Here is a 26,172-nt window from a genome sequence, read left to right on the forward strand (position 1 = left end):
GGGCCCCCACCGACAATCCCGGGCACGCGCCGAAACCGCCCACGAGATCACAAAACCCCCACACGTGCGCGCATAAACTGGGCCGGGTGACCACCACTCCGGCCCCCACCCGCGCGCCGCGGCTCCTCGCCCTGGGCTGCCTCACCGCGATCGCCGGGGGCGCCGCGCTCGTGCTCCTGCTGCAGTTCCTCCCGCCCACCGACCAGATCAGCCCGGTGCGCCGCACGATCAGCGAGTACGCCCTGAGCGCCAACAAGTGGATCTTCGACATCGCGGTCCTGCTGATCGCCCTCGGCTCGGCGGTGCTGTTCGCCGCGCACGTGCTGATGCGGGCCCTGCCGGTCCGCTCGGCCGCGGTCGTGCTCGGTGCACTGTGGACGGTCAGCCTGCTGGTGGTGGTCGCGTTCCCCAAGACCGACTGGTCCGTCGGGCCGAGCCTGGGCGGGGTGGTGCACCGGTACGCGAGCGTCGTCGGGTTCGTGTGCCTGCCGGTCGGCCTGCTGTTCGCCGCGCGCCGCATCTTCCCGGACTCGCCGGGCTGGCGCTGGGCGGCCCGCGCGCTGGCGATCGTCTCGCTCGCCTGGTTCGGGCTCATCCTCGGTGCGGTCGGCTACATGCTCGCCGGGGGCGGGCCGTGGTGGCGCACGATCCCGCTGGGCCTGGTGGAGCGCCTGCTCGCGGCCACCGAACTGCTCGCGCTCGCCACGCTGGCCGTCCCGTTACTACGATCGAACCGAACCGGGGTGACCCAGGTCACTTAGGCGCTCCGGGCCGGAGGCGAGTAGCTTTCTAAGCGCTCGCTTACCGACGCGCTCAACGACGAGGAGGAGTTCCCGTGACCGAGTCCCACTCCCGGGTCGCCATCGTGACCGGCGCCGGCCGAGGCATCGGCGCCGCTGTCGCGCGCAAGCTGGCCTCGGACGGTTTCGCCGTCGCCCTGCTGGACCTCAACGAGGAGTCCGTGAAGCAGGGCGCCGAGGACATCGCCGCGGCCGGCGGCAAGGCCATCGGGGTCGCGCTCGACGTCAGCAACACCGAGCAGGTCGAGGCCGCCGTCGCCCGGGTCGCCGAGGAGCTGGGCCCGCCGACCGTGCTGGTCAACAACGCCGGCATCACCCGGGACAACCTGCTCTTCAAGATGACCGACGAGGACTGGGACTCGGTCATGAACGTGCACCTCAAGGGCTCGTTCCTGATGACCCGCGCGGTCCAGAAGCACATGACCGAGCAGCGCTGGGGCCGGATCGTGAACCTGTCCAGCACCTCCGCGCTGGGCAACCGCGGCCAGGTCAACTACTCCGCGGCCAAGGCCGGCCTGCAGGGCTTCACCAAGACGCTGGCGATCGAGCTGGGCAAGTTCGGCGTCACCGCGAACGCGATCGCGCCGGGCTTCATCGAGACCGACATGACCGCCGCCACCGCGGAGCGCCTGGGCGTGCCGTTCGAGGACTTCAAGGCGTTCGCGGCCAAGGAGATCCCGGTGCAGCGCGTCGGCAAGCCCGAGGACATCGCCAACACCGTGTCGTTCCTGGTCAGCGAGGGCGCCGGGTTCGTCTCCGGCCAGGTCGTCTACGTCGCCGGCGGACCGAAGGACTGAGATCATGCGCGTCTTCAACGGACTGGACGAGTTCACCGCCGCGGTCGGCGAGCAGCTGGGCACCAGCGACTGGCACACCGTCACGCAGGAGCAGGTCAACACCTTCGCCGACGCCACCGGCGACCACCAGTGGATCCACGTGGACGTCGAGAAGGCCAAGCAGGGCCCGTTCGGCGCCCCGATCGCGCACGGTTTCCTGACCCTGTCGGTGCTGCCGCTGCTGTCGGCGGGCACCTACCGCGTCGACGGGCTGAAGATGGGGATCAACTACGGCCTGAACAAGGTCCGGTTCCCGCAGCCGGTCAAGGTCGGCTCGAAGATCCGCGGGGTCGCCGAGCTGGCCGAGGTCACCGACGTGCCGGGCGGCAAGCAGGTGGTGACGCGGTGGACGATCGAGATCGACGGCGAGGCCAAGCCGGCGTGCGTCGCCGAGTGGGTGACGCGCCTGATCGCCTGAGACGTGAGCCCGCCTCCGGGCGGGCTTCCGCTACGGTGGGACATACCGACTGGTCGGTATAGCTATCTGGACAAGGAGGCCCAGTGACGCAGCAGGACCTGCCCGGACTCGACCTCGCACGGCTGCGGGACTACCTGGACGAGCACTCCCCCGGGCTCGTCCAGGGCCCGCTCACCGGTGAGGTGGTGCAGGGCGGCCGGTCGAACCTGACCTACATCGTGGGCGACGGCGCCGGCCGCTGGGTGGTGCGCCGGCCCCCGCTCGGGCACGTCCTGCCCACCGCGCACGACATGGCCCGCGAGCACCGCGTCATCAGCGCGCTCGCGGACACGCCCGTGCCGGTGCCGCGGACGATCACGCTGTGCCAGGACACCGAGGTGCTCGGCGCGCCGTTCTACGTGATGGAGTTCGTGCCGGGCACCCCCTACCGCGCGGCGAGCGAGCTGGCGGCGCTCGGTGAGGAGCGCACGCGGGCGATCGCCGAGTCGCTGATGGACACCCTCGTCGACCTGCACACCGTCGACCCGGACGCGGTCGGGCTCGCCGATTTCGGCCGCCCGGAGGGGTTCCTGGAACGGCAGGTGCGCCGCTGGAAGAAGCAGCTGGACGCCTCCCGCAGCCGGGACCTGCCCGGCGTCGACGACCTGCACGACCAGCTGGCCCGCGCCATCCCGGCGTCCGGCCCGGCGGCCGTCGTGCACGGCGACTACCGGCTGGACAACGTCCTGGTCGACGAGACCGACCGCATCACCGCGGTGCTGGACTGGGAGATGTCCACCCTCGGCGACCCGCTGACCGACCTGGCCCTGCTCATCGCCTACGCCGAGCGCGGCAAGGTCGACCTGGAGATCGTCTCCAACGTCAGCACCGCGCCCGGTTACCCGGGCACGGACGAGATGATCGCGCGGTACGCGGCGCGGTCCGGCCGGGACGTCTCGGCGCTGGACTGGTACGTCGGGTTCGCGTTCTTCAAGCTCGCGGTGATCCTGGAAGGCATCTACTACCGGTTCAGCCAGGGCCAGACCGTCGGCGCCGGCTTCGACCAGATCGGCGCCGCGGTGGTCCCGCTCGTCACCCTCGGACTCGACACCCTCAAGGACTGATCATGGATTTCGCGTTCGACGCCAAGACCGAGGAGCTGCGGGAGCGGCTCCTGGAGTTCATGGACTCCCACATCTACCCCGCCGAGCCGGTCTACGAGGAGCAGCTGGCGCAGCGGGACAACGAGTGGACCTTCCCGCCGGTCGTGGAGGACCTCAAGGCCGAGGCACGCAAACGCGGCCTGTGGAACTTCTTCCTCCCCGGTGAGCACGGCGCCGGGTTGACGAACCTGCAGTACGCGCCGCTGGCCGAGATCACCGGCCGCAGCCCGCACCTGGCCCCGGTCGCGCTGAACTGCTCGGCGCCGGACACCGGGAACATGGAGGTGCTCGCGATGTTCGGCACCGAGCAGCAGCGCAAGCAGTGGCTGCAGCCGCTGCTGGACGGCGAGATCCGCTCGGCGTTCGCGATGACCGAGCCGGACGTGGCCTCCTCCGACGCCCGCAACATCGCCACCAGCATCCGCCGCGACGGCGACTCGTACGTGATCACCGGGCGCAAGTGGTACATCACCGGCGCGATGAACCCGAACTGCAAGATCTTCATCGTCATGGGCAAGACCGACCCGGACGCCGAACCGCACCGCCAGCAGAGCCAGATCCTGGTGCCGCGGGACACGCCCGGCGTGCACGTCACGCGCGGGATGCACGTCTTCGGCTACACCGACGGCTCGCACGGCGGGCACGCCGAGGTGGTCTTCGACGAGGCGCGGGTGCCCGCGGACAACCTGATCGGCGAGGAGGGCGACGGGTTCGCCATCGCCCAGGCGCGGCTGGGGCCGGGCCGGATCCACCACTGCATGCGCTCGATCGGCATCGCCGAGCGCGCCATCGAGATGATGTGCCGCCGCACGCTGAGCCGCTCGACCTTCGGCAAGCCGATCGCCGAGCAGGGCGTGGTGCAGGACTGGATCGCCGAGGCGCGGGTGAAGGTCGAGCAGCTGCGGCTGCTGGTGCTCAAGACCGCGTGGCTGATGGACACCGTCGGCAACCGCGGCGCGCACACCGAGATCCAGGCGATCAAGATCGCCACCCCGAAGACCGTCGAGTGGATCCTGGACAAGGCGATCCAGGCGCACGGCGCGGGCGGGCTGTCCCAGGACTTCCCGCTGGCGGAGATGTGGGCGGGGATCCGCACGCTGCGGTTCGCCGACGGACCGGACGAGGTTCACAAGCGCTCGCTGGCCCACCGCGAGCTGAAGAAGTACCGATCGGAGGCCCGATGAGCACGCTGACCGCCGACGACCTGCGCGCGCGGGTGGGCGAGCTGCTCGCCGCCCACCCGCCGGCGAGCACGGAGCGGCTGGAGTTCCTGCGAGCCCGGTTCGACTCCGGCCTGGCCTGGGTGCACTACCCGGAGGGCCTGGGCGGGCTGGGCGCGCCGCGCGAGCTGCAGAACGTCGTCGAAGCCGAGCTGGCGAAGGCCGGCGCGCCGGACAACAACCCGCGCCGGATCGGCATCGGGCTGGGCATGGCGGCGCCGACCATCCTGCGGTTCGGCACGGAGGAGCAGAAGAAGCGCTATCTGCGTCCACTGTGGACCGGCGAGGAGGTGTGGTGCCAGCTGTTCAGCGAGCCGGGCGCCGGATCGGACCTCGCCGCGCTGGGCACCCGCGCGGTGCGCGACGGTGACACGTGGGTGGTCGACGGGCAGAAGGTGTGGACGTCGGTCGCGCACATCGCCCGGTTCGCGATCCTGGTCACCCGCACGGATCCGGACGTGCCCAAGCACCAGGGCATGACGTACTTCATCTGCGACATGACCGATCCCGGTGTCGAGGTGCGGCCGCTGCGGCAGCTGACCGGCGAGGCCGAGTTCAACGAGGTGTTCCTGTCCGGGGTGCGGATCCCGGACGCGAACCGGCTCGGCGCGGTCGGCGAGGGCTGGAAGGTCGCGCAGACCACGCTGATGAACGAGCGGGTGGCGATCGGCGGCAACGCGATCCCGCGCGAGGGCGGCCTGATCGGGATGGTGTCGCGGACCTGGCGGGACCGGCCGGAGCTGCGCACGCCGGAGCTGCACGACCGGTTGCTCCGCCTCTGGGTCGAGGCGGAAGCGGCGCGCCTGGCCGGGACGCGGTTGCGCCAGCAGCTGGCGGTCGGGGCGCCGGGGCCGGAGGGTTCGGCGATGAAGCTGGCGTTCGCGAAGCTGCAGCAAGCGCTGACCGGGCTGGAGATCGAACTGTCCGGTGAGGACGGTCTGCGTTACGACGACTGGACGTTGCGCCGGCCGGAGAAGGTCGACATGCTCGGCCGCGGGCCCGGGTACCGCTACCTGCGGGCGAAGGGCAATTCGATCGAGGGCGGCACCTCCGAGGTGCTGCGCAACATCATCTCCGAACGCGTGCTCGGGCTGCCGTCCGAGCCACGGGTGGACAAGGACGTCGCGTGGAAGGACCTGCCGCGGTGAGCGATCTGCTGTACTCCGAGGTCGAGGAGGACCTGCGCGCCAGTGTCCGGGACCTGCTCGGCGACCAGGCCGGGTTTTCGGCCGTGCTGGCACGGACGGAGAGCGCCGAGCCGTACGACCTGAAGCTGTGGCGGACGCTGGCGACCGATCTGGGCCTGGCCGGGCTCGCGGTGCCGGAATCGCTGGGCGGGCAGGGCGCGTCGTACCGCGAGGTGGCGGTCGTGCTGGAGGAGCTGGGCCGGTCGGTGGCGCCGGTGCCGTTCCTGGGCAGCGCGGTGCTGGCGACGGCGGCTTTGCAGGCCGCGGGTGACACGGAGTTGCTGCCGCGCTTGGCCGCCGGTGAGGTCGTCGGCGCGCTGGCGGTGCCGCTGACGTCGGCGCCGGACGCGGGTTTCCCGGGTGGCGTGTCGGCGAACACGGAGGGCGCGCTGAGCGGCGCGGTGCGGACGGTGGCCGATGCGTCGGTGGCGGACGTGCTGACCGTGCCGGCGGTGGGCCCGGACGGCCCGGGGCTGTACGCGGTGGAGAAGACCGCGGCGACGGTGACCGAGGTGGTGTCGCTCGATCTGACGCGCCGGCTGGCGGACGTGTCGTTGGACAACGCGTCGTCGCGGTTGCTGGTGTCGGGTCCCGGGGCGGAGGCGGCGCTGCGGCAGGCGTTGCTGGTGGGCGCCGGGTTGCTGGCGTCGGAGCAGGTCGGGGTCGCGCAGTGGTGTCTCGATGAGACGGTGGCGTATCTGAAGCAGCGCTACCAGTTCGGGCGGCCGGTGGGTTCGTTCCAGGCGCTGAAGCACCGGCTGGCGGATCTGTACCTGGAGATCGTGTCCGCCCGCGCGACGGCCCGCTATGCGGCGGACACGCTCGCTACCGGTGACTCGGATGTGCCCGTCGCGGTGGCGGTGGCGCAGTCGACGTGCTCGGCGGTGGCGCTGCACGCCGCGGAGGAGGCGGTGCAGTTGCACGGCGGGATCGGGATGACGTGGGAGCACCCGGCGCACCTGTACCTGAAGCGCGCCAAGAGCGACGAGCTGGCGCTCGGCACGCCGGGGCGGCACCGTGCGGCGCTGGCGGGGTTGGTGAACCTGCCGCCGGCCTGAGGCGGATTGCTGGAGCGTGGTTTTTCGGGAGGCCGGTGCTGTGGCGCCGGCCTCCCTTGTCTTGTGTCGTCGGCGCGTGGCTCCCGCGTGAGTGGACACTTCGCAGGCGCACGAAGGCCCAGCCACGGACTTCGGCGCACGAAAGCACCCAGTGGTCGTGTCCCCAGTCGTAGGTGTACGAAGGGACCAGCCACACCAGGCGAGGCAGGTGGTCGCGTCGCACCCGCACGGGCGGGCATGTCGCCCCCGCACGAGCGGGCACCTCGCACCCGCACGAGCAGGCATCTCGCACCCGCACGAGAGGACATCTCGCACCCGCACGAGAGGGCACCTCGCACCCCCACGAGAGGACATCTCGCACCCCCACGAGAGGGCACCTCGCACCCCCACGAGAGGACATCTCGCACCCCCGCGGGTGGACACCCAACGCCCCATGAGCGGACACTTCGCACTCGCACGAGTGGCCCCCTCATGCGACCGCACGAATGGTCACCTCGCCGCCGCACGAACAGTCACCTCGCCGCCGCACGAACAGTCACCTCGCCGCCGCACGAACGGTCACCTCGCACGAACGGTCACCTCGCACGAGAGGGCATCTCGCACGCCCACGAGCGGGCATCTCGCACGCCCACGAGCGGGCATCTCGCACGCCCACGAGCGGACATCTCGCGCGGGCACGAGTGGACACCTCGTGTGGCCGCACGAACGGTCACCTCGCACGAGAGGGCATCTCGCACGCCCACGAGCGGGCACCTCGTAGCCCCACGAGTGGCCGCCTCACGGCCCCGCGAGAGGGCATCTCGTAGCCACCCACACAAATGGCCATCTCGTACCCACACGAATGGTCGCCTGGTACCCACACGAATGCGTCACCTCGTGCCGGCACCACTGGACCAACCGCGCCCCGCCACCAGAAAGGCAGCGCAACAACCTCAGGGCCGCAGCGAGCCCACCAGCAGATCGGCGTAGTGCGCACCAACCTCCGGCGCGCTCAGCCGCCCGTCGCTGCGGTACCAGACCGCCAGGTGGTGCACCGAGCCGAAGAAGAAGTCCACCACGATGTCCGCGGGCTTGTCGGTGCGGAACACGCCCTCCCGCTGCCCCTCCTCGATCAGCGACCGGAACAGCACGTGGTACCGGCGCCGCTCGGCGCGCACCGCCTTGCGGTTTTCCGGGCTGAGCTGGTGCATGGACTGGAAGAAGATCGTCGTGTCGTCGAGGTTGTCGATGCTGCTCACCACGACGTCGGAAGCGGCCGCGTGGAGGCGCGCGGCCACCGGCTCGCCGCTGGCCACCACCTTCTCCAGCTGCTCGGTCTGCAACCGCAGCACGCGGCCGTAGATCTCGTGCAGCAGGTCGTCCTTCGAGCCGAAGTAGTGGTACATCGCGCCCTTGGTGACCCCGGCCGCGGCCACGATCTCCTGCACCGACGTCCGGTCGAACCCGCGCTCGGCGAACAACCGCGTCGCCGCCGACAGCAGCCTCGCCGGCACCGGCTCCTCGGTCATCCGCAACGTCCTTCCTCGACCGGCACAGCATAACCGCGCCCCCGGTCGCACACCTTCCGGCGATGTGCGACCGGAGCACGTCACTCGCCCTGCGCGGCCTCCACCTTGCGCTGCAGCTTGTTCATCCCGCCCAGCCAGCGGTCCGTCTGCGTCGCGCGGGTGGTGTAGTACTCGGCGACCTCCGGGTGCGGCAGGATCAAGAACCGGTCGTCGGAGAAGGACTCCATCACCGCGTCCGCCACCTGGGCCGGTTCGATCGCCGACGCGCCCATGATCAGCTGTCCGCCGACGCCCGTCGCGGCGAGCATGTTCGTCCGGACGCCCTGCGGGCAGATCGCCTGGACCGTGATGCCCCGGTGCCGGTACGTCGCCGAGAGCCACTCCGCGAACGCCAGCGCCCCGTGCTTGGTCACCGAGTACGGCGCCGACCCGAGGCTGGTCAGCAGCCCGGCCGCGGAGACCGTCGCGAGGAACCGGCCCCGCCCGCGCTCCAGCCAGGCGGGCAACAGCAGGTGAGCCGCCCGCACGTGGGCCATCACGTTGACGTCCCACGCCCGCGCCCACACCTCCTCGGGCGCCTCCGGCCCGCCGTGCGGGGCGATGCCCGCGTTGGCGCAGAACAGGTCGATCGCGCCCAGCTCGTCCGACGCCCGCTGGATCAGCGACGCGACCCCGTCCACCCCGGCCGCGTCACCGGCGACCGCGACCCCGCCCACCTCCGCGGCCACCGCCTCCGCGGCCGGGCCGTCGAGGTCGGCCACCACGATCCGCGCGCCCTCGGCCGCGAACCGCCGCGCCAGCGCCGCCCCGATCCCGCCGCCACCGCCGGTGACGACGACCCCGGCGCCCCTCAGCTCGAAGCTCACAGCCCGCCTCCCAGCGTCACGCCGCCGTCCAGCACCACGGTCTGCCCGGTGATCCACCCGGCCTCGTCGGAGAGCAGGAACGCGACCGCCCCGGCGATGTCCTCCGGCACGCCGAGCCGCTTCATCGGGTACGCCGCGGACACCTCCTCCTCGCGGCCTTCGTACAGCGCGGTGGCGAACTTGGTCTTCACCACGGCCGGCGCGACCGCGTTGACCCGGATCTTCGGGCCCAGCTCGACCGCCAGCTCCTGCGTCATCCGGATCACCGCCGCCTTGCTCACGCCGTACATGCCGATCCCGGGCGAGGCACGCAGGCCGGCGATCGAGGCGACGTTGACGACCGAGCCGCCGTGCTCCCCCATCCACGCGTCGCGCGCCTGACGCAGCCAGGCCAGCGGCGCGAGCACGTTGACGGCGAGGATCTTCGCCGCGGCGTCGCGGTCGATGTCGAGCATCGGGCCGTACACCGGGTTGATGCCGGTGTTGTTGACCAGCATGTCCAGCCGCCCGAAGGTCTCCACGGTCCTGGCGACGGCCTCCTCCTGGTGCGCCGGGTCGTCGGCCTTGCCGGGCACCGCGATCGCCACCCCGGGCCCGCCCAGCTCGTTCACCGCGTCGGCCAGCGGCTCGGGCTTGCGGGCGGTGATGCACACCCGCGCGCCGCGCTGCACCAGCTCACGGGCGATGCCGAAGCCGATGCCCCGGCTCGCCCCGGTGACGATCGCGACGCGGTCCTTGAACGAGTTCACCATCGGGCTCCTGTCTCCTGTCCACCTTGACTAAGCGCTCGCTTACAATGAGAACGGCCGGACCGCCGTGTCAAGTCTCCCGCCAGGCGGTTCCCGACTGGGAGGATTCCGCCATGACCATCTCGCTGTCCGCCGAACTCTGGCCGGACGTGCAGCCGGACGCGGCGCGGCGGCTGATGCTGGCCGGAGTCGAGTCCTTCGCCCGCCGCGGCTACCACGCGACCACGACGCGCGACATCGCCGGCGCGGCCGGGATGAGCCCCGCGGCGCTGTATGTGCACTTCCCGTCCAAGGCCGCGCTGCTGTTCGCCATCAGCAAGAGCGGGCACCAGCAGACGCTCGACCTGGTCGAGGACGTCGCGAAGCGCGCCGACGACCCGAAGGAGCGGATGCGCCGGATCGTCGCCGACTTCGTCGCCTGGCACGCCCGGCGGCACACCGTGGCGCGCGTCGTGCAGTACGAGCTGCAGGCGCTGCCGGAGCAGGAGTACCAGGTGGTGGCCGACCTGCGGCGCCGCATCGAGCACCTGGTGCGCGGCGTCATCGAGGAGGGCGTGGCGCAGGGCCAGTTCGTGGTGGCCGATGTCAAGACCGCCGCGCGAGCGGTCCTGTCGCTCGGCGTCGACGTGGCGCGCTGGTACACCGAACGCACCGGGAAGACGCCCAAGGCGCTCGGCCGCGAGTACGGGGATCTCGCGTTGCGCATGCTCGGCGCGCAACCCTGACAGCGACGGTGCCACGACGCTCACCGTACCTCACATACTAAGCGGTTGGTAACCTCCGTCCCCACCTTCGGCACGTCTCAGCACGCCCGGCCCGCGAGGCGTGCTCGGCGTCGGCGGCGAGGGTGCGCCGGCAGCGCGTGGTGGACCGGATGGGCCGCCGTGACCTCGACCGACGCGTGCGGTTCGACGAGCCGGACGAAGAGCGGGAAGGCCACCGAGAAGGGCCGAGCCGCGTCGGTGAGGGTTGCCGCCTCGTCGGCACAGAGGCAGTGGGAGGTCCGCGCGGGCCGGGAAACGGCGGTACCGCGCGGCGCTACCGGCGCCGGCCGCGCACGTGCGGCCGCCGGCGACGAACCGGACGGTGGGTGCGGTTCCTCGCTACCGTCACGGCATGAGCGAAATCCGCCCGTTCCACCTCGCCGTCCCGCAGTCCCAGCTCGACGACCTGCACGCCCGCATCGACCTGACCCGCTGGCCGGACGAGCTGCCGGGCGTGGGCTGGAGCTACGGCATCCCGCTCGGCTACGTTCAGGAGCTGACCCGGTACTGGCGCACGTCCTACGACTGGCGCGCGCACGAGCGGCGGCTCAACGAGCTGGGCCAGTTCACCACCGAGATCGACGGGCAACGCATCTACTTCCTGCACGTCCGGGCCGCCGACGAGGACGCCCTGCCGCTGATCCTCACCCACGGCTGGCCCGGTTCGGTGGTGGAGTTCCTGCCGGTGATCGAGGCGCTGTCGGCGCGGCACCACCTGGTCATCCCGGCCATCCCCGGCTACGGCTTCTCCGGCCCGACCACCGGCGCCGGCTGGGACGTGGCACGCGTCGCCCGCGCGTTCGCCGAGCTGATGCGCCGCCTGGGCTACGACCGCTACGGCGCGCAGGGCGGCGACTGGGGCTCGGCGATCTCCCGCCGGCTGGGGATCGACGACGCCGAGCACGTCGCCGGGGTGCACGTCAACATGCTCGGCACCGTCCCGTCCGGGAACCCCGCCGAGCTGGACGAGCTGTCCCTGGCCGACAAGGAGCGGCTCGGCCGGCTCGAGCGCTACCAGCGCGAGCTGTCCGGCTACATGAAACAGCAGTCGACGCGCCCGCAGACCCTGGCCTACGCCCTGCACGACTCCCCCGTCGGCCAGCTCGCCTGGATCGTGGAGAAGTTCCAGGAGTGGACCGATTCGGGCGAGACCCCGGAGGACGCGGTCGACCGGGACCTGATGCTCACCAACGTGATGATCTACTGGCTGACCGGCACCGCGGGCTCCTCGGCGCGGCTGTACTACGAATCGGCCCGCAGCCGGGGCAAGCAGCCCGGGCTGGACGTGCCGATGGGGGTGGCGGTGTTCCCGCACGACATCGTGCTGCCGGTGCGCCGCCTGGCCGAGCGCGACAACAACATCGTGCACTGGTCGGAATTCGACCGGGGCGGGCACTTCGCCGCGATGGAGGAACCGGATCTGTTCGCCGAAGACGTTCTGGAGTTCTTCGGTTCGCTCTAGAGTGGGGCGCATGCTCAAACCCGATCCCGGCCGGCTGCTCGCCGTCGCCCGCGAAGAGGCCCTGCTCGGCAAGTCCGAGGGCGGCGTGCCCATCGGCGCGGCGCTGTTCACTGTGGACGGTGAGCTGCTGGGCCGGGGTCACAACCGGCGCGTGCAGGACGGCGACCCGTCGATGCACGCCGAGACCGCGGCCTTCCGCAACGCGGGCAGGCGGCCGCACTACCGCGACACGGTGATGGTCACCACACTGTCACCCTGTTGGTATTGCAGCGGTTTGATCCGACAATTTCAGATCTCCCACGTGGTGATCGGCGAGGCCCGCACCTTCTCCGGTGGCCACGACTGGCTGGCCGGGCTGGGGGTCGGCATCACGATCCTGGACGACCCCGCGTGCGTCACGCTGATGACGGAGTTCATCGAAGAGCGCCCGGACCTGTGGTTCGAGGACATCGGGGTCGAGACTTCCTGAAGGAGCAGCCATGCCGCCGTCCGTTCCGCTGATCGACCTGACGTCCTGGTTCGACGGTTCCGGCCGCGGCCGGGTGGCCGCCGAGGTGGACCGCGCGCTGCGCGAGTCCGGTTTCCTGCTGATCACCGGGCACGGCGTGCCGGACGAGCTGCGCGCGCGGGTGCGGTCGCGGGCGCGGGAGTTCTTCGCCCTGCCGGCCGAGGTCAAGCGGCGGTACGCGGTGACGGTCGGCGGGCGCGGGTGGCTGCCGCCGGGTGTGGAGGCCAACGGCTACGCCGAGGGCACCGAAACCCCGCCGGACCTCAAGGAGTCCTACTCGGCAGGCGCGGACACCGCGACCGGGATCGCCGAGGTCGACGAGTTCTGGTTCCAGCCCAACGTGTGGCCGGCGGAGGTCCCGGAGTTCGCCACCGCGTCGCGCGAGTACCTGCGGCGGATGCGGGAGCTGTCGGACGAGCTGCTGACGGTGTTCGCGGCCGCGCTCGGCCTGCCGTCCGACCACTTCACCCGGCACACCGGGCACCCGACGTACACGTTCAACATCAACTGGTACCCGGCGCTGAACCGGGTCGGCGCGCCGGCGCCGGGGCAGTTCCGGATCGGGCCGCACACCGACTTCGGCACGGTGACGGTGCTGGACCGGCAGGCCGGGGTGGGCGGGCTGCAGGTCTGCACCAGTGACGGCGAGTGGGTGGACGCGCCGTACGACCCGGCGGCGTTCACGGTCAACATCGGGGATCTGATGGCACGCTGGACGGGCGACCGCTGGCGCTCGACGCGGCACCGGGTGCTGCCGCCCTCGGCCGACGCGCCGGAGGAGGACCTGGTGTCGCTCATCTTCTTCTACGAAACCGACCACGACGCGCGGATCACCTCGCTGGCGCCGCCGCTGGGCCGCAGGGCGTACCCGGAGGTCGTGGCGTCGGAGTACCTGCGCGGGAAACTCGACGCGATCACCGTGGCCCCCTGACCCCACTGGGACCAGGGGGCGCGACGGCGTCAGTTGCGGCCGTACTCCCCGCCGCAGTCACAGCAGTTGCCACAGTTGCAGTTGCCCGGTTTCTCCATGGCGTCCCTTTCCTCGGATGGGGTTCGCAGTCCGGGTCGCGGGGCGGTGCGGGAAAGTTCCGCGGTTCACCCGATGGTGCAACACGGACGCAACATCGGGTGCCTACGGTGCTGCCATGGCGACCACGGCGGGGCGGAAAACGGGCGGATACGGCGAACAGGTCGTCGCGGTCGAACCGGGCGGTATCGAGCCGGTGGCGGCGGCCGACCGGCACGGCAGGCCGCGTCAGCTGTTCTGGACGTGGGCCTCGCCGAACCTGGAGTTCGCCACGATCTTCGTCGGGGTGCTGGCGGTGTCGGCGTTCGGGCTGAGTTTCGCGCAGGCCGTGATCGCGGTGGCGATCGGCAACGGGCTGGGCGCGGTGTCGCACGGCGTGCTGTCCGCGCGCGGGCCGCGGTTCGGGGTGCCGCAGATGGTGTTGAGCCGCCTGGCGTTCGGCTACCGCGGCAACACGGTGCCGGCGGCGCTGATGTCGGTGACGGCGGGGATCGGCTGGTTCGCGGTCAACAGCGTCAGCGGGGCGTTCGCGCTCGGCACGCTGACCGGGATGCCGGTGCTGCTGTGCCTGGTGATCGTGGTGGTGCTGCAGATCGGGATCGCGTTCTTCGGGCACAACCTGGTGCAGGCTTACGAGCGCTGGATCTTCGGGGTGCTGGCGGTGGTGTTCGCGGCCGGGGCGGTGGTCACGTTCGCGCGGGCGTCGCCGGGTGCGGTCGCCGGAACCGGTGGAGTGGGCGGGTTCCTGCTGACCGTCGGCGCGGCGTTCGGGTACACGGCGGGCTGGAACCCTTACGCCGCGGATTACACGCGATACCTGCCGGAGTCGGTGAGCGGCCGGGCGGTCGGCTGGGCCGCGGGCGGTGGCCTGTTCGTGGCGACGACGGTGCTGATGGCGACGGGCGCGGCGTCGGCGACCCTGGGCGGTGGGGAGGGCAGTCCGACCGCGGCGTTCACCGGGCACATGCCGGGCTGGCTGGCCGCGCTGACGCTGCTGGCGATCGCACTCGGGGCGGTGGCCGCGAACGCGCTCAACGTCTACTCGGGAGCGCTGGCGTTCCTCACGCTGGGCGTGCAGCTGCCGCTGGCGTGGCGGCGGGCGCTGGTGGCGCTCGCGTTCGGCGTCGTCGGGTTCGTGCTGGCGTGGCTGGGGCTCGCCGACGCGGGGACGGCGTACGAGCACTTCCTGCTGGTGATCGCGTACTGGGTGAGCCCGTGGCTGGGCGTGGTGTTCGCCGACCAGCTGATGCGGCGCGGGCAGGCGGGGCTGGACCGCCTGCTGTCCGACACCGGGCGGTGGGGGTGGCCGGGGCTGGTGGCGTTCCTGGTCGCGGCGGTGGTGTCGATCGTGTTGTTCGCGAACCAGACGCTGTACGCGGGGCCGGTGCCGCGGGCGGTGCCGGCGGTGGGCGACGTGACGTGTTTCGCCGGCTTCGGCTTGGCGGCCGGGCTCTACGCGGTGCTGGGCCGCCGCTGGGTGCGTGGCTGAGGCTCACCAGCGGTCCCAGTGCAGGACCTCGCCGCGGCCGATGCGGGGCGCGGGGCGGAAGTCGGTGCCGAGCGTGAAGGCGAGCGGGATCAGCGCGGCCAGCATGATCTCGTCGTGCGGCACGCCGAGGGTGGCGGCGAGTTCCTTCTCCAGCGGCGCGTGCGCGGTGGTCCAGACCGTGCCGAGGCCGCGGTTGCGACCGGTCGGGACCTGGGTGGCGAGGTCGGCGCACTCCTCGATGAGGCGCCGCGGGACGGACCGGGTGACGTCGAGGCGCTTGCGCACGGCGCGGGTGGTGGACAGGATTTCGTCGGCAGATTGATCACGGGACCGATCAGCCCGGGCAAGCCGGGCCGGACAACGGTCGGCCCGTGAGATCCGGGCCTGCTCGAGCACGCCGAGAATCCCGCGTGAGCGCGGACCTTCCGCCACGGGCCCGCAGCCAGGCAGGGCCGTCGTGTGGCCCAGGCATCGGGCCCGGCACCGGCGCCGGGCCGAGGTGAGCCGGCGGTGCGTCAGGCCACGTGGCCGACCGCGGGCGCCAGCACGGCCTGCCCGGCCTCGGTCAGGACCGCGGGCACCAGGCGCTCCCCGGTGCGCGCCGGGCGGATGTAGCCGCCGTGCGCGAGGGCGTGCGCGGCCATCTGGTCGCAGCAGGCGACTCCGTCGATGAAAAGGTCCGGCTCGACGCTCGACGACATCACGGCGCGGCCCTGGGCCACCGCTCGCAACATCGCCATCGCACGATGGGACAGCTCTTCACCTGTACCGGACACCGGGATCTACCCCCTTGCCTCGTCACCTGCTGTTGCCTCTGTTATCGCACACTGGTCCATTAGTGTTAACGACCGGTCCCCCGACACGCCGTCAGCCACCCACCGAGGTGACCTCGGGCTCGGGCAGCGCGGGGCCCAGCACCCGGGCCCACTGGCGGATGATCCGGCGCCGCCGGGTGGTGTCGTCGGCCAGCAGGTTCGCCAGGCCGAGCCCGCGCGCGAGGTCGAGGGTCGACTGGACCAGCTCCCGCACCCCGGGCCGCGTCTCGTCCACCCCGAGCAGGTCGACCGCCAGCCGGTGCGCCTCCCGCCCGACCTTCGCCTGCAGCGGCACCAGCACGGTGCGCAACGACTCGTCGCTGGAGGCCGCCACCCACAGGTGCAGCGCGGCGCGGAACATGGGGCCGGTGTAGAGGTTGAGCAGCATGTCGACCACCGGTTCGATGCGGGACCGCCCGGACGGCAGCCCCTCGGCGCCGCGGCGCATCTCCGCGATCTGCACCTCGCCGACGTACTCGACCGCGGCCGTGACCAGGTCCTCCCGCGTCGGGAAGTGGTGCTGGGCGGCCCCGCGCGAGACCCCGGCGCGCTGCGCGATCAGCGCGACCGTGGTGCCGGCCCACCCGACCTCGCCGATGCAGTCCACGGCTGCCTCGATGAGCTTGCGGCGGGTGGTCCGGCTGCGCTCCTGGCGGGGCTCCGGCACCTTCGGTTCCTCCCTAGTGTCCTGAGTTATTAATTCGCGTGCAGTAGCGTGCGATGGAGTCAAGGATCTGGTCGGCGGTCTTGGTCCAGACGTAGGGCCGTGGTTCGTTGTTCCAGGTCTCGATCCATGCGCGGATGTCGCGATTGAGCGCGTGGACGCTGGTGTGGCTGCCGTGTTGGAGTTTTTTGGTCGTCAGCTCGGAAAACCAGCGTTCGACGAGGTTGAGCCAGGAACTCGAGGTCGGAGTGAAGTGCACGGTGAACCGCGGGTGAGCTGCCAGCCAGCGTTTGATCACCGGGGTCTTGTGGGTCGAGACGTTGTCCATAACCAGATGCACTGCCAGGTCCGCGGGTACTTCGTTGTCGATGGCGATCAAGAACTTCTTGAACTCGATCGCACGATGCCGCGCGTGCAGCCGGCCGATGACCTTGCCGGTGGCGATGTCCAGTGCGGCATACAGACTGGAGGTGCCGTGGCGGGTGTAGTCGTGCGTGGCACGCTGCGGCGTTCCCGGCATCATCGGCAGGATCGGGGCGGTGCGGTTGAGCGCCTGGATCTGGGACTTCTCGTCCACGCACAGCACCACCGCCCGCTCCGGCGGCGCGAGGTAAAGCCCGACCACGTCCTTGACCTTGTCCACGAACAACGGATCCTTGGACAACTTCCACGCCTCACGGCGATGCGGCTGCAGACCGAACGCATTCCAGATCCGGGTCACCGCGGTCTGGGTCAACCCGGACTCCGCAGCCATCGACCGGGTCGACCAGTGCGTCGCATTCGCCGGCGTGGACTCCAGCGTCTTGGTGATCACCGCCTCGACCTGCTCGTCGGTGATCGTGCGCGGGCGCCCCGGACGTGGCTCGTCGACCAGGCCGTCCAGTCGTTGGGCCACGAACCGGGAACGCCATTTCGCGACCATCGCGCGCCCGACGCCCAACTCCGCGGCGATCTCGCTGTTCGAGCCGCCCTCGGCGCACCGCAGCACGATCCGCGACCGCAACGCCAACGCCTGAGCCGTCTTCCGCCGCTGCACCCAGTTCCGCAACGTCTGTGCCTCATCAACGGACAAGGCCAACTCAGGCAGCTTCGGATTCGGCATGCCGCACCCTACAGCTGAACTCGAATTAACGACTCAGGACACTAGTACGACTTCGGCAGGCCCAGGGAGTGCTGGGCGACGAAGTTGAGCACCATCTCGCGGCTGACCGGCGCGATCCGGCCCACCCGGACGGCCGCGAGCAGCGTGCCCAGCCCGTACTCCGACGCCATGCCGTTGCCGCCGTGGGTCTGGATCGCCTGGTCGACCGCCTTGATGGCGACCTCCGCGCCAGCGTACTTGGCCATGTTCGCGGCCTCGCCCGCCCCGAAGTCGTCGCCCGAGTCGTACAGCGCGGCGGCCTTCTGGGTCATCAGCTTGGCCAGCTCCAGCTCGATCTTGACCTGCGCCAGCGGGTGCGCGATGCCCTGGTGGGTGCCGATCGGCGCGCCCCACACGCTGCGCTCCTTCGCGTACGCCACGCCCTTGTCCAGCGCGTACCGGGCAATGCCGATGGAGAACGACGCGCCCATGATCCGCTCCGGGTTCAGGCCCGCGAACAGCTGCGCCAGCGCCGCGTCCTCGGAGCCGACGAGCGCCTCGGCCGGCAGCCGGACGTCGTCGAGGAACAGCCCGAACTGCTTGTCGGCCGAGACGAGGTCCATTTCGATCTGCCGGTACTCGAACCCGGGCGTGTTCGTGGGCACGATGAACAGCGCCGGCTTGAGCTTGCCGGTCTTCGCGTCCTCGGTGCGGCCGACGACCAGCACCGCGTCGGCCTCGTCCACACCGGAGATGAACACCTTGCGCCCGTTGAGGATCCAGTCGGCACCGTCGCGCTTGGCCGTCGTGGTGAGACGGTGCGAATTGGACCCGGCGTCCGGCTCGGTGATGGCGAAGGACATCCGCACCTCGCCGGTGGCGAACCGCGGCAGCCACGAGCGCTTCTGCTCCTCGGTGCCGTAGCGGGCGATGACCGTGGCGCAGATCGCCGGGGACACCACCATCAGCAGCATCGGCGTGCCCGCCGCGCAGAACTCCTCGCACACCGCGGCCAGGTCGCCGATCCCGGCGCCGCCCCCGCCGTACTCCTCGGGCACCGACACGCCGAGGTAGCCCAGCCGCCCGGCCTCGTTCCACAGGTCGCTGGTGTGGCCGCCGCTGCGCGCGACCTTCACGTAGTACTCGTGCCCGTAGCCGCGGGCCAGGTCGCCGACCGCCTTGCGCAGCGCGATCCGCTCTTCGGACTCGACGAAGTTCATGCTTGCTCCTCAGGGGTGACGACGGCGAGGACGGCGCCCGGTTCGACCTGCTGCCCCACCGACACGGGCAGGTCGGTGACCACGCCGTCGGCGGGCGCGGTGATCCGGTGTTCCATCTTCATGGCTTCCAGCCACAGCAGGGGGTCGCCGGCGGACACGGTGTCGCCGAGCGCGACGGCGATCCGCAGCACGGTGCCGGGCATCGGCGCGACCAGCGAGCCCGCGGCGAGCGCGGCCTCCGGGTCGGTGAACCGCGGCACCGGGACCAGGTCGACGGCCCCGAGCGCGGAGTCCACGCACACCAGCCCCGGGTACCGGCCGACGGTGAACACCCGCCGGACCCCGTCGACGTCGAGCACGACCCGCTCGGGTGTGGCTTCGACCACGTCCGCGCCGTCGGCCCGCAGACCGGCCCGGTATTCGACCTCGACCTCGGTGGCCCCCGCGAGGTAGCGCCTGCGGAGGGGCGCGGAGGTCACGTTGCGCCACCCGGCGGGCAGCCGGCCGAGGGTCCGCGCCGACGCCCGGTTGGCCGCGGCCTCGGCGAGCGCCGCCGCCGTGGCCGACAGCCGCACCGCGGCGGCATCCGCGAGCGGGCGGGACAGGACGTCCAGCCCGTGCCGGTCCAGGAACGCGGTGTCGGTGTGCCCGGCCAGGAACTCCTCGTGCCGCAGCACGTTGACCAGCAGGTCGCGGTTGGTGCGCAGGCCGTGGATGCGCGCCCCGGCCAGGGCGCGCGCGAGCCGCCGGGCCGCCTCCGCCCGGGTCGGCGCCCACGCGATCACCTTGGCGAGCATCGGGTCGTAGTGCACGCCGACCACGGAGCCGTCCACCACACCCGCGTCCAGCCGCAGCCCGGCCTCGCCGCCCAGGGCGAACTCCGTGTCCACGCCCGGGATCTCGAACCGGTGCAGCGTCCCGCTCTGCGGCTGCCACCCGGCGGCCGGATCTTCGGCATACAGTCGTATCTCGATGGCGTGCCCGCGGGACGGGGGCGGCTCGGCGGGCAGCCGCTCCCCCTCGGCGATCCGGATCTGCAGCGCGACCAGGTCCAGGCCGGTGACGCATTCGGTGACCGGGTGCTCGACCTGCAGGCGGGTGTTCATCTCCAGGAAGTAGAAATCTGCCGTCGTCTCCCCGGGTGCGGGTGTCCCGCGGGGTACTGCGAGGAATTCGACGGTGCCCGCGCCGACGTAGTCGATCGCCTTCGCGGCCTTGCGCGCCGCGTCGAACAGCTCGGCCCGCATGGCGTCGTCGACCAGCGGGGAGGGCGCCTCTTCGACGACCTTCTGGTGCCGCCGCTGGATCGAGCACTCCCGCTCCCCCAGCGCCCACACCGTGCCGTGGGTGTCGGCGAGCACCTGGACCTCGATGTGCCGCCCGGTTTCCAGGTACCGCTCGCAGAACACGGTCGGATCGCCGAACGCCGAGGCCGCCTCCGCGCTCGCGCTCCGCACGGCGTCGGCCAGCTCGTCCAGGGACCGCACGATGCGCATACCCCGGCCGCCGCCCCCGGCGGAAGCCTTGACCAGCACCGGCAGGTCGTCCTCGGTGACCGCGGACGGGTCCAGTTCGGACAGAACCGGCACTCCGGCGGCGTCCATCAGCCGCTTGGACTCCACTTTGGAGCCCATGGTCTCGATCGCGGACGGCGGCGGGCCGATCCAGGTCAGCCCGGCGTCGATCACGGCCCGGGCGAACCCGGCGTTCTCGGAGAGGAACCCGTAGCCGGGGTGCACGGCGTCCGCGCCCGCCGAGCGCGCGGCCGCCACCAGCAGGTCGGCCCGCAGGTAGGTTTCGGACGGGGTGTTGCCGGGCAGCCGGACCGCCGCGTCGGCCTCGGCGACGTGCGGGGATCCGGCGTCGGCGTCGGAGAACACGGCCGTGCGGGCGATGCCCAGGGCGGAGCAGGTGCGGAACACGCGGCGGGCGATCTCCCCGCGGTTGGCGACCAGAACGTTGTCGATCACGTCACTCACATCCGGAAGACGCCGAAGCCCTCGGCGCCCCTGATCGGTCCATTGTGGATGGCGGACAGGCACAGCCCGAGCACGGTGCGGGTGTCGCGCGGGTCGATGATGCCGTCGTCGTAGAGCATGCCGGACAGGAACATCGGCAGCGACTCGGCCTCGATCTGCTCCTCGACCATGGCGCGCATCGCGGCGTCGGCGTCCTCGTCGTAGGGCTGCCCGCGCCCGGCCGCGGCCTGGCGGGCCACGATCGACAGCACCCCGGCCAGCTGTGCCGGGCCCATCACCGCGGACTTCGCGCTGGGCCAGGCGAACAGGAACCGCGGCCCGTAGGCTCGCCCGCACATGCCGTAGTGCCCGGCGCCGTAGGACGCTCCCATGAGGACGGACAGGTGCGGGACCTTCGAGTTGGACACCGCGTTGATCATCATCGCGCCGTGCTTGATGATGCCGCCCTGCTCGTACTCCTTGCCGACCATGTAGCCGGTGGTGTTGTGCAGGAACAGCAGCGGCGTGTCGGACTGGTTGGCCAGCTGGATGAACTGGGTGGCCTTCTGCGACTCCTCGCTGAACAGCACGCCCTGGGCGTTGGCGAGGATCCCGATCGGGTAGCCGTGCAGGTTGGCCCACCCGGTGACCAGGCTGGTGCCGTAGAGCGGTTTGAACTCGTCGAAGTCGGAGCCGTCGACGATCCGGCCGATCACCTCGCGCGGGTCGAACGGGATCTTCAGGTCGGTCGGCACGATGCCCAGCAGGTCCTGGGTGTCCAGCACCGGCTCGGCGTAGTCCGGTTTCGGCGACGGGCCCTGCTTGTGCCAGTTGAGCCGCTTGACGATGCCGCGGCCGATGCGGATGGCGTCCTGCTCGTCGTGCGCGAGGTAGTCGGCCAGGCCCGAGGTGCGCGCGTGCATCTCCGCGCCGCCCAGCGACTCGTCGTCGGACTCCTCGCCGGTGGCCATCTTGACCAGCGGCGGGCCACCGAGGAACACCTTCGCGCGTTCCTTGACCATCACCACGTAGTCGGACATGCCGGGCAGGTAGGCACCGCCGGCGGTGGAGTTGCCGAACACCAGCGCGATGGTCGGGATCCGCGCCGCCGAGGAGGTCGTCAGGTTGCGGAAGGTGGCCCCGCCCGGGATGAAGATCTCCTTCTGCGTGGGCAGGTCGGCGCCGCCGGACTCGACCAGGTTGATCGTGGGCAGCCGGTTCTGCGCCGCGATCTCGGCCGCCCGCAGGCCCTTCTTGAGGCTGGACGGGTTGCTGGCGCCGCCCTTCACGGTCGGGTCGTTGGCGACGATCATGCACTCGACGCCCTCGACCACGCCGATGCCGGTGACGACGCTGCCGCCGACGTGGTAGTTCGTGCCCCACGCGGCCAGCGGCGACAGCTCCAGGAACGGCGAGTCCTCGTCGATGAGCAGCTCGATCCGCTCCCGGGCGAGCAGCTTGCCGCGTTTGCGGTGGCGTTCGACGTACTTCTCGCCGCCACCCGCGATCGCCTTCGCGTGCTCGGCCTCCAGCTCGGCGAGCTTGGCCGCCATCGCCTCCCGGTTGGCCGCGAACTCCGCGCTCCCTGTGTCCACTCCGGACCGGATCACGCTCAAGCCGTGTACCCCAATCTCTTCGCCGCGAGACCCGCCAGGATCTCGTTGGTGCCGCCGCCGATGCCGAGGATGCGGACATCGCGGTAGTGCCGTTCCACTTCGGACTCCCGCAGGTAGCCGAGGCCGCCGTGCAGCTGGACCGCCTCGTTGACCACCCACTCGGCCGTCTCGACCGCGGTGTTCTTCGCGAAGCACGCCTCCGCGATGACCTCCTCGCCGGCCACGAACCGCTGCGCGATGTGTCGTGTGTAGACGCGGGCGAGGTCGGTCCGCCGGGCCATCTCCACCAGCTTGTGCTGCACCAGCTGGCGGGAGATCAGCGGGCGGCCGAACGTCTCCCGCAGGCGGCACCACTCCAGGGTCAGGTCCAGGGCGCGCTGCGCGGTCGCGTACCCCTGCACGGCGAGGGAGAGCCGCTCGGTGACGAAGTGGGTGGCGATCTGGATGAACCCGGTGTTCTCCTCGCCCACCAGGTTCTGCACCGGCACGCGGGCGTCGGCGAAGGACAGCTCGGCGGTGTCCGAGCAGTGCCAGCCCATCTTCTCCAGCTTGCGGCTGACCGTGAAGCCGGGCGTGTCCCGCTCGATGACCAGCAGCGACACGCCGTGAGCGCCCGGGCCGCCGGTGCGCACCGCGGTGGTCACGAAGTCGGCGCGGGTGCCGGAGGTGATGTAGGTCTTGGCGCCGTTGACGACGTAGTGGTCGCCTTCCCGGCGGGCGGTGGTGCGGATCCCGGCGACGTCGGAGCCGCCGTCGGGTTCGGTGATCGCCAGCGACCCGATGAGACGGCCCTCGATCGTCGGCCGCGCCCAGCGTTCGATCTGCTCGGGCTCGCCCGCCGTCACGATGTGCGGCAACGCGATGCCGTTGGTGAACAGCGACGCGATCAGCCCGCCCGAGCCGCCCGCGTACAGAATCTCCTCGGTGACGGTCATCGCGTCGAGGAAGTTCCCGCCCCCGCCACCGGCGCTCTCCGGGAACGACACCCCGAGCAGGCCGATCTCGCCGGCCTTGCGGTGCAGGTCGCGCGGCAGCTCACCGGCGCGCTCCCAGTCGTCCAGGTGCGGCAGCACCTCGGTCTCGACGAACCGGCGCACGGTCTTGCGCAGCGCGGTCCGCTCGGGCGTGGCGAACGGGTCGGTCACAGCAGCACCTCCGGGATGTCGGCGTGGCGGGCGCGCAGCCACTCGCCGAACGCCTTGGCCTGCGGGTCGAACCGGGCCTGCGACGCGACCCCCTGCCCGAGCAGCCCTTCGACGACGAAGTTGAGCGCGCGCAGGTTGGGCAGCGCGTACCGGCGGACGGTGAGATCCGCGGTCTCCGGTAGCAGCCGCTGGAACTCCGCGACGGTCAGGTGGTGCGCGAGCCAGCGCCACGCCTCGTCCGAGCGTGCCCACACGCCGAGGTTGGCGTCGCCACCCTTGTCGCCGCTGCGGGCGCCGAGGATCGTACCCAGCGGCAGGCGCCGGGTTGGCCCGTCCGGCAACGGTTCCGGCAGCTCCGGATCATCCACTTCGGACAAGTCCAGGGTGTCCGTCGCGGGCGCGATGTCCAGCCGGGACCCGTCGGGCAGCACGGCCACGTGCGGCACTTCGGCAGCGTCCACGTAGGCCGCCGTGTAGACGCCGTACGGCGAGGCGTCCGAGGGCGGCGCGGTGACGTGGAAGCCGGGGTAGCTCGCCAGGGCCAGTTCGATCGCCGCGCCGCTGAACGCGCGCCCGGCCACCTTCGGATCGGCGTCCTTGACCGCGCAGTGCAGCAGGGCGCTGGCCCGTTGCTCGGTGTCGGCGTCGGTGTGGTCGGTGCGGGCCAGGGTCCAGCGGATCTCCGCGGGCGGCCTGGCCTTGAGCGCACCTTCGAGCTGGTCGCGCACCAGCGCGGCCTTGGCCTCGATGTCCAGCCCGGTCAGCACGAAGGTGGTCTCGTTGCGGAAGCCGCCGAGGGTGTTCAGGCACACCTTGAGCGTCGGCGGTGGCGGCTCGCCGCGGGTGCCGGAGATCCGCACGCGGTCCGGGCCCTCCTCGGTGAGCGTCAGGGTGTCGAACCGCGCGGTGACGTCCGGCCCGGCGTAGCGGGCACCGGCGATCTCGTACAGCAGCTGGGCGGTGACGGTGCCGGCGGTCACCGCTCCCCCGGTGCCCGGGTGTTTGGTGATCACGCTGGTGCCGTCGGCGGCGATCTCCGCGATCGGGAAGCCAGGGGTACCGGTGTCGTGCTCGGTGAAGAACGCGTAGTTGCCGCCGGTGGCCTGGGCGCCGCATTCGATGACGTGCCCGGCGGCCACCGCGCCGGCGAGGGCGTCGTAGTCGTCGCGCGCCCACCCGAAGTGCGCGGCGGCCGGGCCGAGGACCAGCGAGGCGTCGGTGACCCGCCCGGTGACGACGACGTCCGCGCCGCGCTCCAGGCACGCGGCGATGCCCCAGGCGCCGAGGTAGGCGTTGGCGGTCAACGGTTTCCCGAGTCCCAGTTCGTCCACCCGGGACAGCAGGTCGTCGCCCTCGACGTGGGCCACGGCGATGTCCAGGCCCTGCTCCCGCGCCAGCTCGCGGATCGCGGCGGCCAGCCCGCCCGGGTTCAGCCCGCCCGCGTTGGTGACGATCCTGACGCCGTTCTCCTTCGCCAGTGCGAGGTTGTCCGCCATCTGGCGCAGGAACGTCTTGGCGTAGCCGCGGGTGGCGTCCTTGAGCCGGTCCCGGCCGAGGATCAGCATGGTGAGCTCGGCGAGGTAGTCGCCGGTCAGCACGTCCAGCGGGCCGCCGGTGAGCATCTCGCGCACGGCGGAGAACCGGTCGCCGTAGAAGCCGGAGGCGTTGCCGATGCGCAGCACGGTCATGCGAACTGCCCCGCCTTCCGCCCGGAACCGGGCGGGCCGGCGAAGGCCTGCGCGATCTCCAGCCACTTCTCGGCGTCCGGACCGGCCGCCACGACGTCGGTGTCGGCCGGGTGCCGCCGCTGCGTGACGACGAGGCAGAACCCGAGCGCGGACCCGGTGACGCGTTGTGCGGCGTCCTCCGGGCCGAACGTCCACTCTTCACCGTCCACCCCGGACAGTTCGACGCGGAACTCCTCGGCGGGCGGGGCGAGTCCGTGCACCGAGAACGCGAAGTTGCGGGTGCGCACCCCGAACCGCGCGATCTGCCACAGCCGGCGGGTCGGCTCCCGCCGCAGGCCGAGCGCGTCGTAGACGTCCTGCGCGTGCGCCCAGGTCTCCATCAGCCGCGCGGTCGCCATGGACGCCGCACTCATCGGCGGCCCGTACCACGGCAGCTTCTGCCCGTCCGGAACCCGCGCCAGCTCGTTCGCCAGCTCGTCACGCCCGGACCGCCACAGCGCGAGCAGCTCTTCGCGCGGTTTTCCGGCCAGTTCCCGCGCCCCCTGGTCGACGAAGTCCTCTCCCGCGGCCAAGGCCCGCTGGACCTCGGCCGGGAACTCGTCGGGGGTGCGCACCGCGATCAGCGCCTTGGCGTCGGTCCACGCCAGGTGCGCGATCTGGTGCGCGATCGTCCAGCCCTCCGCCGGGGTCGGAACCGACCACTCGGCCTCGCTCACCAGGTCGTCCAGTTCCCGGCTCTCGTCGGCCAGGTCCCGCAGGATCGGTCCGGGGTCCGCCACGCCATCCGCCTCCTCGCGCACGCTTGTTGCCGAGCGTGGCACCCCGGAGCGGAAAAATCAAGCACGCTTGATTGTTTTGCCTAGCACGCCGCGCCGACACGCCCGCATCTTGGGGTCACTGGACAGGCCAACCCCAAGATGTAGTCTTCGATCACCGGCAGGGCCCGACGCC

At 71.5% G+C, this 26,172-nt stretch carries 25 protein-coding genes; 12 read left to right on the plus strand and 13 right to left on the minus strand.

The window, feature by feature from the left end; genetic code table 11:
- Positions 1-86: 86 nt before the first annotated feature.
- The 7 genes from L1857_RS22910 to L1857_RS22940 all read left to right on the plus strand — a co-directional run bounded on the left by L1857_RS22910 (position 87) and on the right by L1857_RS22940 (position 6,661).
- A complete protein-coding gene (locus L1857_RS22910; RefSeq protein ID WP_094007658.1) occupies positions 87-761 on the plus strand; it encodes a DUF998 domain-containing protein in 675 nt (224 codons plus the stop codon).
- Between the two features lie 74 nt (positions 762-835).
- The gene (locus L1857_RS22915) at positions 836-1,597 is read left to right on the plus strand and encodes a beta-ketoacyl-ACP reductase (RefSeq protein ID WP_094007659.1); all 762 of its coding nucleotides are present in this window, start codon (positions 836-838) and stop codon (positions 1,595-1,597) included.
- Between the two features lie 4 nt (positions 1,598-1,601).
- A complete protein-coding gene (locus tag L1857_RS22920) occupies positions 1,602-2,054 on the plus strand; it encodes a MaoC family dehydratase (protein WP_094007660.1) in 453 nt (150 codons plus the stop codon).
- Positions 2,055-2,137: 83 nt separating this feature from the next.
- A complete protein-coding gene (locus L1857_RS22925; RefSeq protein ID WP_116113335.1) occupies positions 2,138-3,157 on the plus strand; it encodes a phosphotransferase family protein in 1,020 nt (339 codons plus the stop codon).
- 2 nt (positions 3,158-3,159) lie between these two features.
- Positions 3,160-4,380, plus strand: a complete 1,221-nt coding sequence (locus tag L1857_RS22930) for an acyl-CoA dehydrogenase family protein (RefSeq protein WP_116113332.1) — start codon at positions 3,160-3,162, stop codon at positions 4,378-4,380.
- Positions 4,377-5,564 (plus strand): acyl-CoA dehydrogenase family protein, encoded by a 1,188-nt coding sequence (locus L1857_RS22935; protein ID WP_094007663.1) that lies wholly within the window; start codon positions 4,377-4,379, stop codon positions 5,562-5,564. The genes L1857_RS22930 and L1857_RS22935 overlap by 4 nt, the downstream gene beginning before the upstream one ends.
- A complete protein-coding gene (locus tag L1857_RS22940; RefSeq protein WP_249466278.1) occupies positions 5,561-6,661 on the plus strand; it encodes an acyl-CoA dehydrogenase family protein in 1,101 nt (366 codons plus the stop codon). The genes L1857_RS22935 and L1857_RS22940 overlap by 4 nt, the downstream gene beginning before the upstream one ends.
- 932 nt (positions 6,662-7,593) lie before the next feature.
- Here L1857_RS22940 and L1857_RS22945 read toward each other — a convergent pair.
- The 3 genes from L1857_RS22945 to L1857_RS22955 form a co-directional block, all read right to left on the minus strand.
- Positions 7,594-8,169: a TetR/AcrR family transcriptional regulator gene (locus L1857_RS22945; protein ID WP_094007665.1), complete on the minus strand. Its 576-nt coding sequence runs from the start codon at positions 8,167-8,169 to the stop codon at positions 7,594-7,596.
- Positions 8,170-8,249: 80 nt separating this feature from the next.
- Positions 8,250-9,035, minus strand: coding sequence for an SDR family NAD(P)-dependent oxidoreductase (locus L1857_RS22950; RefSeq protein WP_249466281.1), 786 nt, complete (start codon positions 9,033-9,035; stop codon positions 8,250-8,252).
- Positions 9,032-9,787: an SDR family oxidoreductase gene (locus tag L1857_RS22955; protein WP_162830625.1), complete on the minus strand. Its 756-nt coding sequence runs from the start codon at positions 9,785-9,787 to the stop codon at positions 9,032-9,034. The genes L1857_RS22950 and L1857_RS22955 overlap by 4 nt, the downstream gene beginning before the upstream one ends.
- A gap of 110 nt (positions 9,788-9,897) precedes the next feature.
- Between L1857_RS22955 and L1857_RS22960 the strand changes: the two genes are divergently transcribed.
- The 5 genes from L1857_RS22960 (at position 9,898) to L1857_RS22980 (ending at position 15,034) form a co-directional block, all read left to right on the plus strand.
- Positions 9,898-10,509: a TetR/AcrR family transcriptional regulator gene (locus L1857_RS22960; RefSeq protein WP_094007667.1), complete on the plus strand. Its 612-nt coding sequence runs from the start codon at positions 9,898-9,900 to the stop codon at positions 10,507-10,509.
- Positions 10,510-10,900: 391 nt separating this feature from the next.
- Positions 10,901-12,010, plus strand: coding sequence for an epoxide hydrolase family protein (locus tag L1857_RS22965; RefSeq protein WP_094007668.1), 1,110 nt, complete (start codon positions 10,901-10,903; stop codon positions 12,008-12,010).
- Between the two features lie 10 nt (positions 12,011-12,020).
- The gene (locus tag L1857_RS22970) at positions 12,021-12,479 is read left to right on the plus strand and encodes a nucleoside deaminase (RefSeq protein WP_116113350.1); all 459 of its coding nucleotides are present in this window, start codon (positions 12,021-12,023) and stop codon (positions 12,477-12,479) included.
- Positions 12,480-12,489: 10 nt separating this feature from the next.
- The gene (locus L1857_RS22975; protein ID WP_116113323.1) at positions 12,490-13,449 is read left to right on the plus strand and encodes an isopenicillin N synthase family dioxygenase; all 960 of its coding nucleotides are present in this window, start codon (positions 12,490-12,492) and stop codon (positions 13,447-13,449) included.
- A 214-nt stretch (positions 13,450-13,663) separates the two neighbouring features.
- Positions 13,664-15,034 (plus strand): purine-cytosine permease family protein, encoded by a 1,371-nt coding sequence (locus tag L1857_RS22980; protein ID WP_094007670.1) that lies wholly within the window; start codon positions 13,664-13,666, stop codon positions 15,032-15,034.
- Between the two features lie 3 nt (positions 15,035-15,037).
- Here the strand turns inward: L1857_RS22980 and L1857_RS22985 are convergent, their stop codons facing one another.
- From L1857_RS22985 to L1857_RS23030, 10 genes are all read right to left on the minus strand, one after another.
- On the minus strand, positions 15,038-15,319 hold the full coding sequence (locus L1857_RS22985) for a hypothetical protein (RefSeq protein ID WP_240323360.1): 282 nt from the start codon (positions 15,317-15,319) through the stop codon (positions 15,038-15,040).
- A 230-nt stretch (positions 15,320-15,549) separates the two neighbouring features.
- Positions 15,550-15,774 (minus strand): hypothetical protein, encoded by a 225-nt coding sequence (locus tag L1857_RS22990; RefSeq protein ID WP_094007671.1) that lies wholly within the window; start codon positions 15,772-15,774, stop codon positions 15,550-15,552.
- 127 nt (positions 15,775-15,901) lie between these two features.
- Entirely contained in the window at positions 15,902-16,516 is a 615-nt protein-coding gene (locus L1857_RS22995) for a TetR/AcrR family transcriptional regulator (RefSeq protein WP_116113317.1), read from the minus strand.
- A 13-nt stretch (positions 16,517-16,529) separates the two neighbouring features.
- Positions 16,530-17,615 (minus strand): IS630 family transposase, encoded by a 1,086-nt coding sequence (locus tag L1857_RS23000; RefSeq protein WP_094009240.1) that lies wholly within the window; start codon positions 17,613-17,615, stop codon positions 16,530-16,532.
- 41 nt (positions 17,616-17,656) lie between these two features.
- Entirely contained in the window at positions 17,657-18,814 is a 1,158-nt protein-coding gene (locus L1857_RS23005; protein ID WP_094007673.1) for an acyl-CoA dehydrogenase family protein, read from the minus strand.
- Positions 18,811-20,784 (minus strand): ATP-binding protein, encoded by a 1,974-nt coding sequence (locus L1857_RS23010; protein WP_249466284.1) that lies wholly within the window; start codon positions 20,782-20,784, stop codon positions 18,811-18,813. Before L1857_RS23010 ends, L1857_RS23005 begins: the two co-directional genes overlap by 4 nt.
- Positions 20,785-20,789: 5 nt before the next feature.
- The gene (locus L1857_RS23015; protein ID WP_205413419.1) at positions 20,790-22,388 is read right to left on the minus strand and encodes an acyl-CoA carboxylase subunit beta; all 1,599 of its coding nucleotides are present in this window, start codon (positions 22,386-22,388) and stop codon (positions 20,790-20,792) included.
- Entirely contained in the window at positions 22,385-23,533 is a 1,149-nt protein-coding gene (locus L1857_RS23020; RefSeq protein ID WP_249466287.1) for an acyl-CoA dehydrogenase family protein, read from the minus strand. The genes L1857_RS23015 and L1857_RS23020 overlap by 4 nt, the downstream gene beginning before the upstream one ends.
- Positions 23,530-25,221 carry an acyclic terpene utilization AtuA family protein gene (locus L1857_RS23025; protein ID WP_116114843.1) on the minus strand — a complete coding sequence of 564 codons (1,692 nt, stop codon included), beginning with the start codon at positions 25,219-25,221 and terminating at the stop codon, positions 23,530-23,532. The genes L1857_RS23020 and L1857_RS23025 overlap by 4 nt, the downstream gene beginning before the upstream one ends.
- Positions 25,218-26,000, minus strand: a complete 783-nt coding sequence (locus tag L1857_RS23030; protein ID WP_116114841.1) for a TIGR03084 family metal-binding protein — start codon at positions 25,998-26,000, stop codon at positions 25,218-25,220. The genes L1857_RS23025 and L1857_RS23030 overlap by 4 nt, the downstream gene beginning before the upstream one ends.
- Positions 26,001-26,172: the final 172 nt, after the last annotated feature.

Origin of the sequence: Amycolatopsis thermalba, assembly GCF_023376025.1 — a bacterium.
In the GTDB taxonomy this organism is placed as follows: Bacteria; Actinomycetota; Actinomycetes; order Mycobacteriales; family Pseudonocardiaceae; genus Amycolatopsis_E; species Amycolatopsis_E thermalba.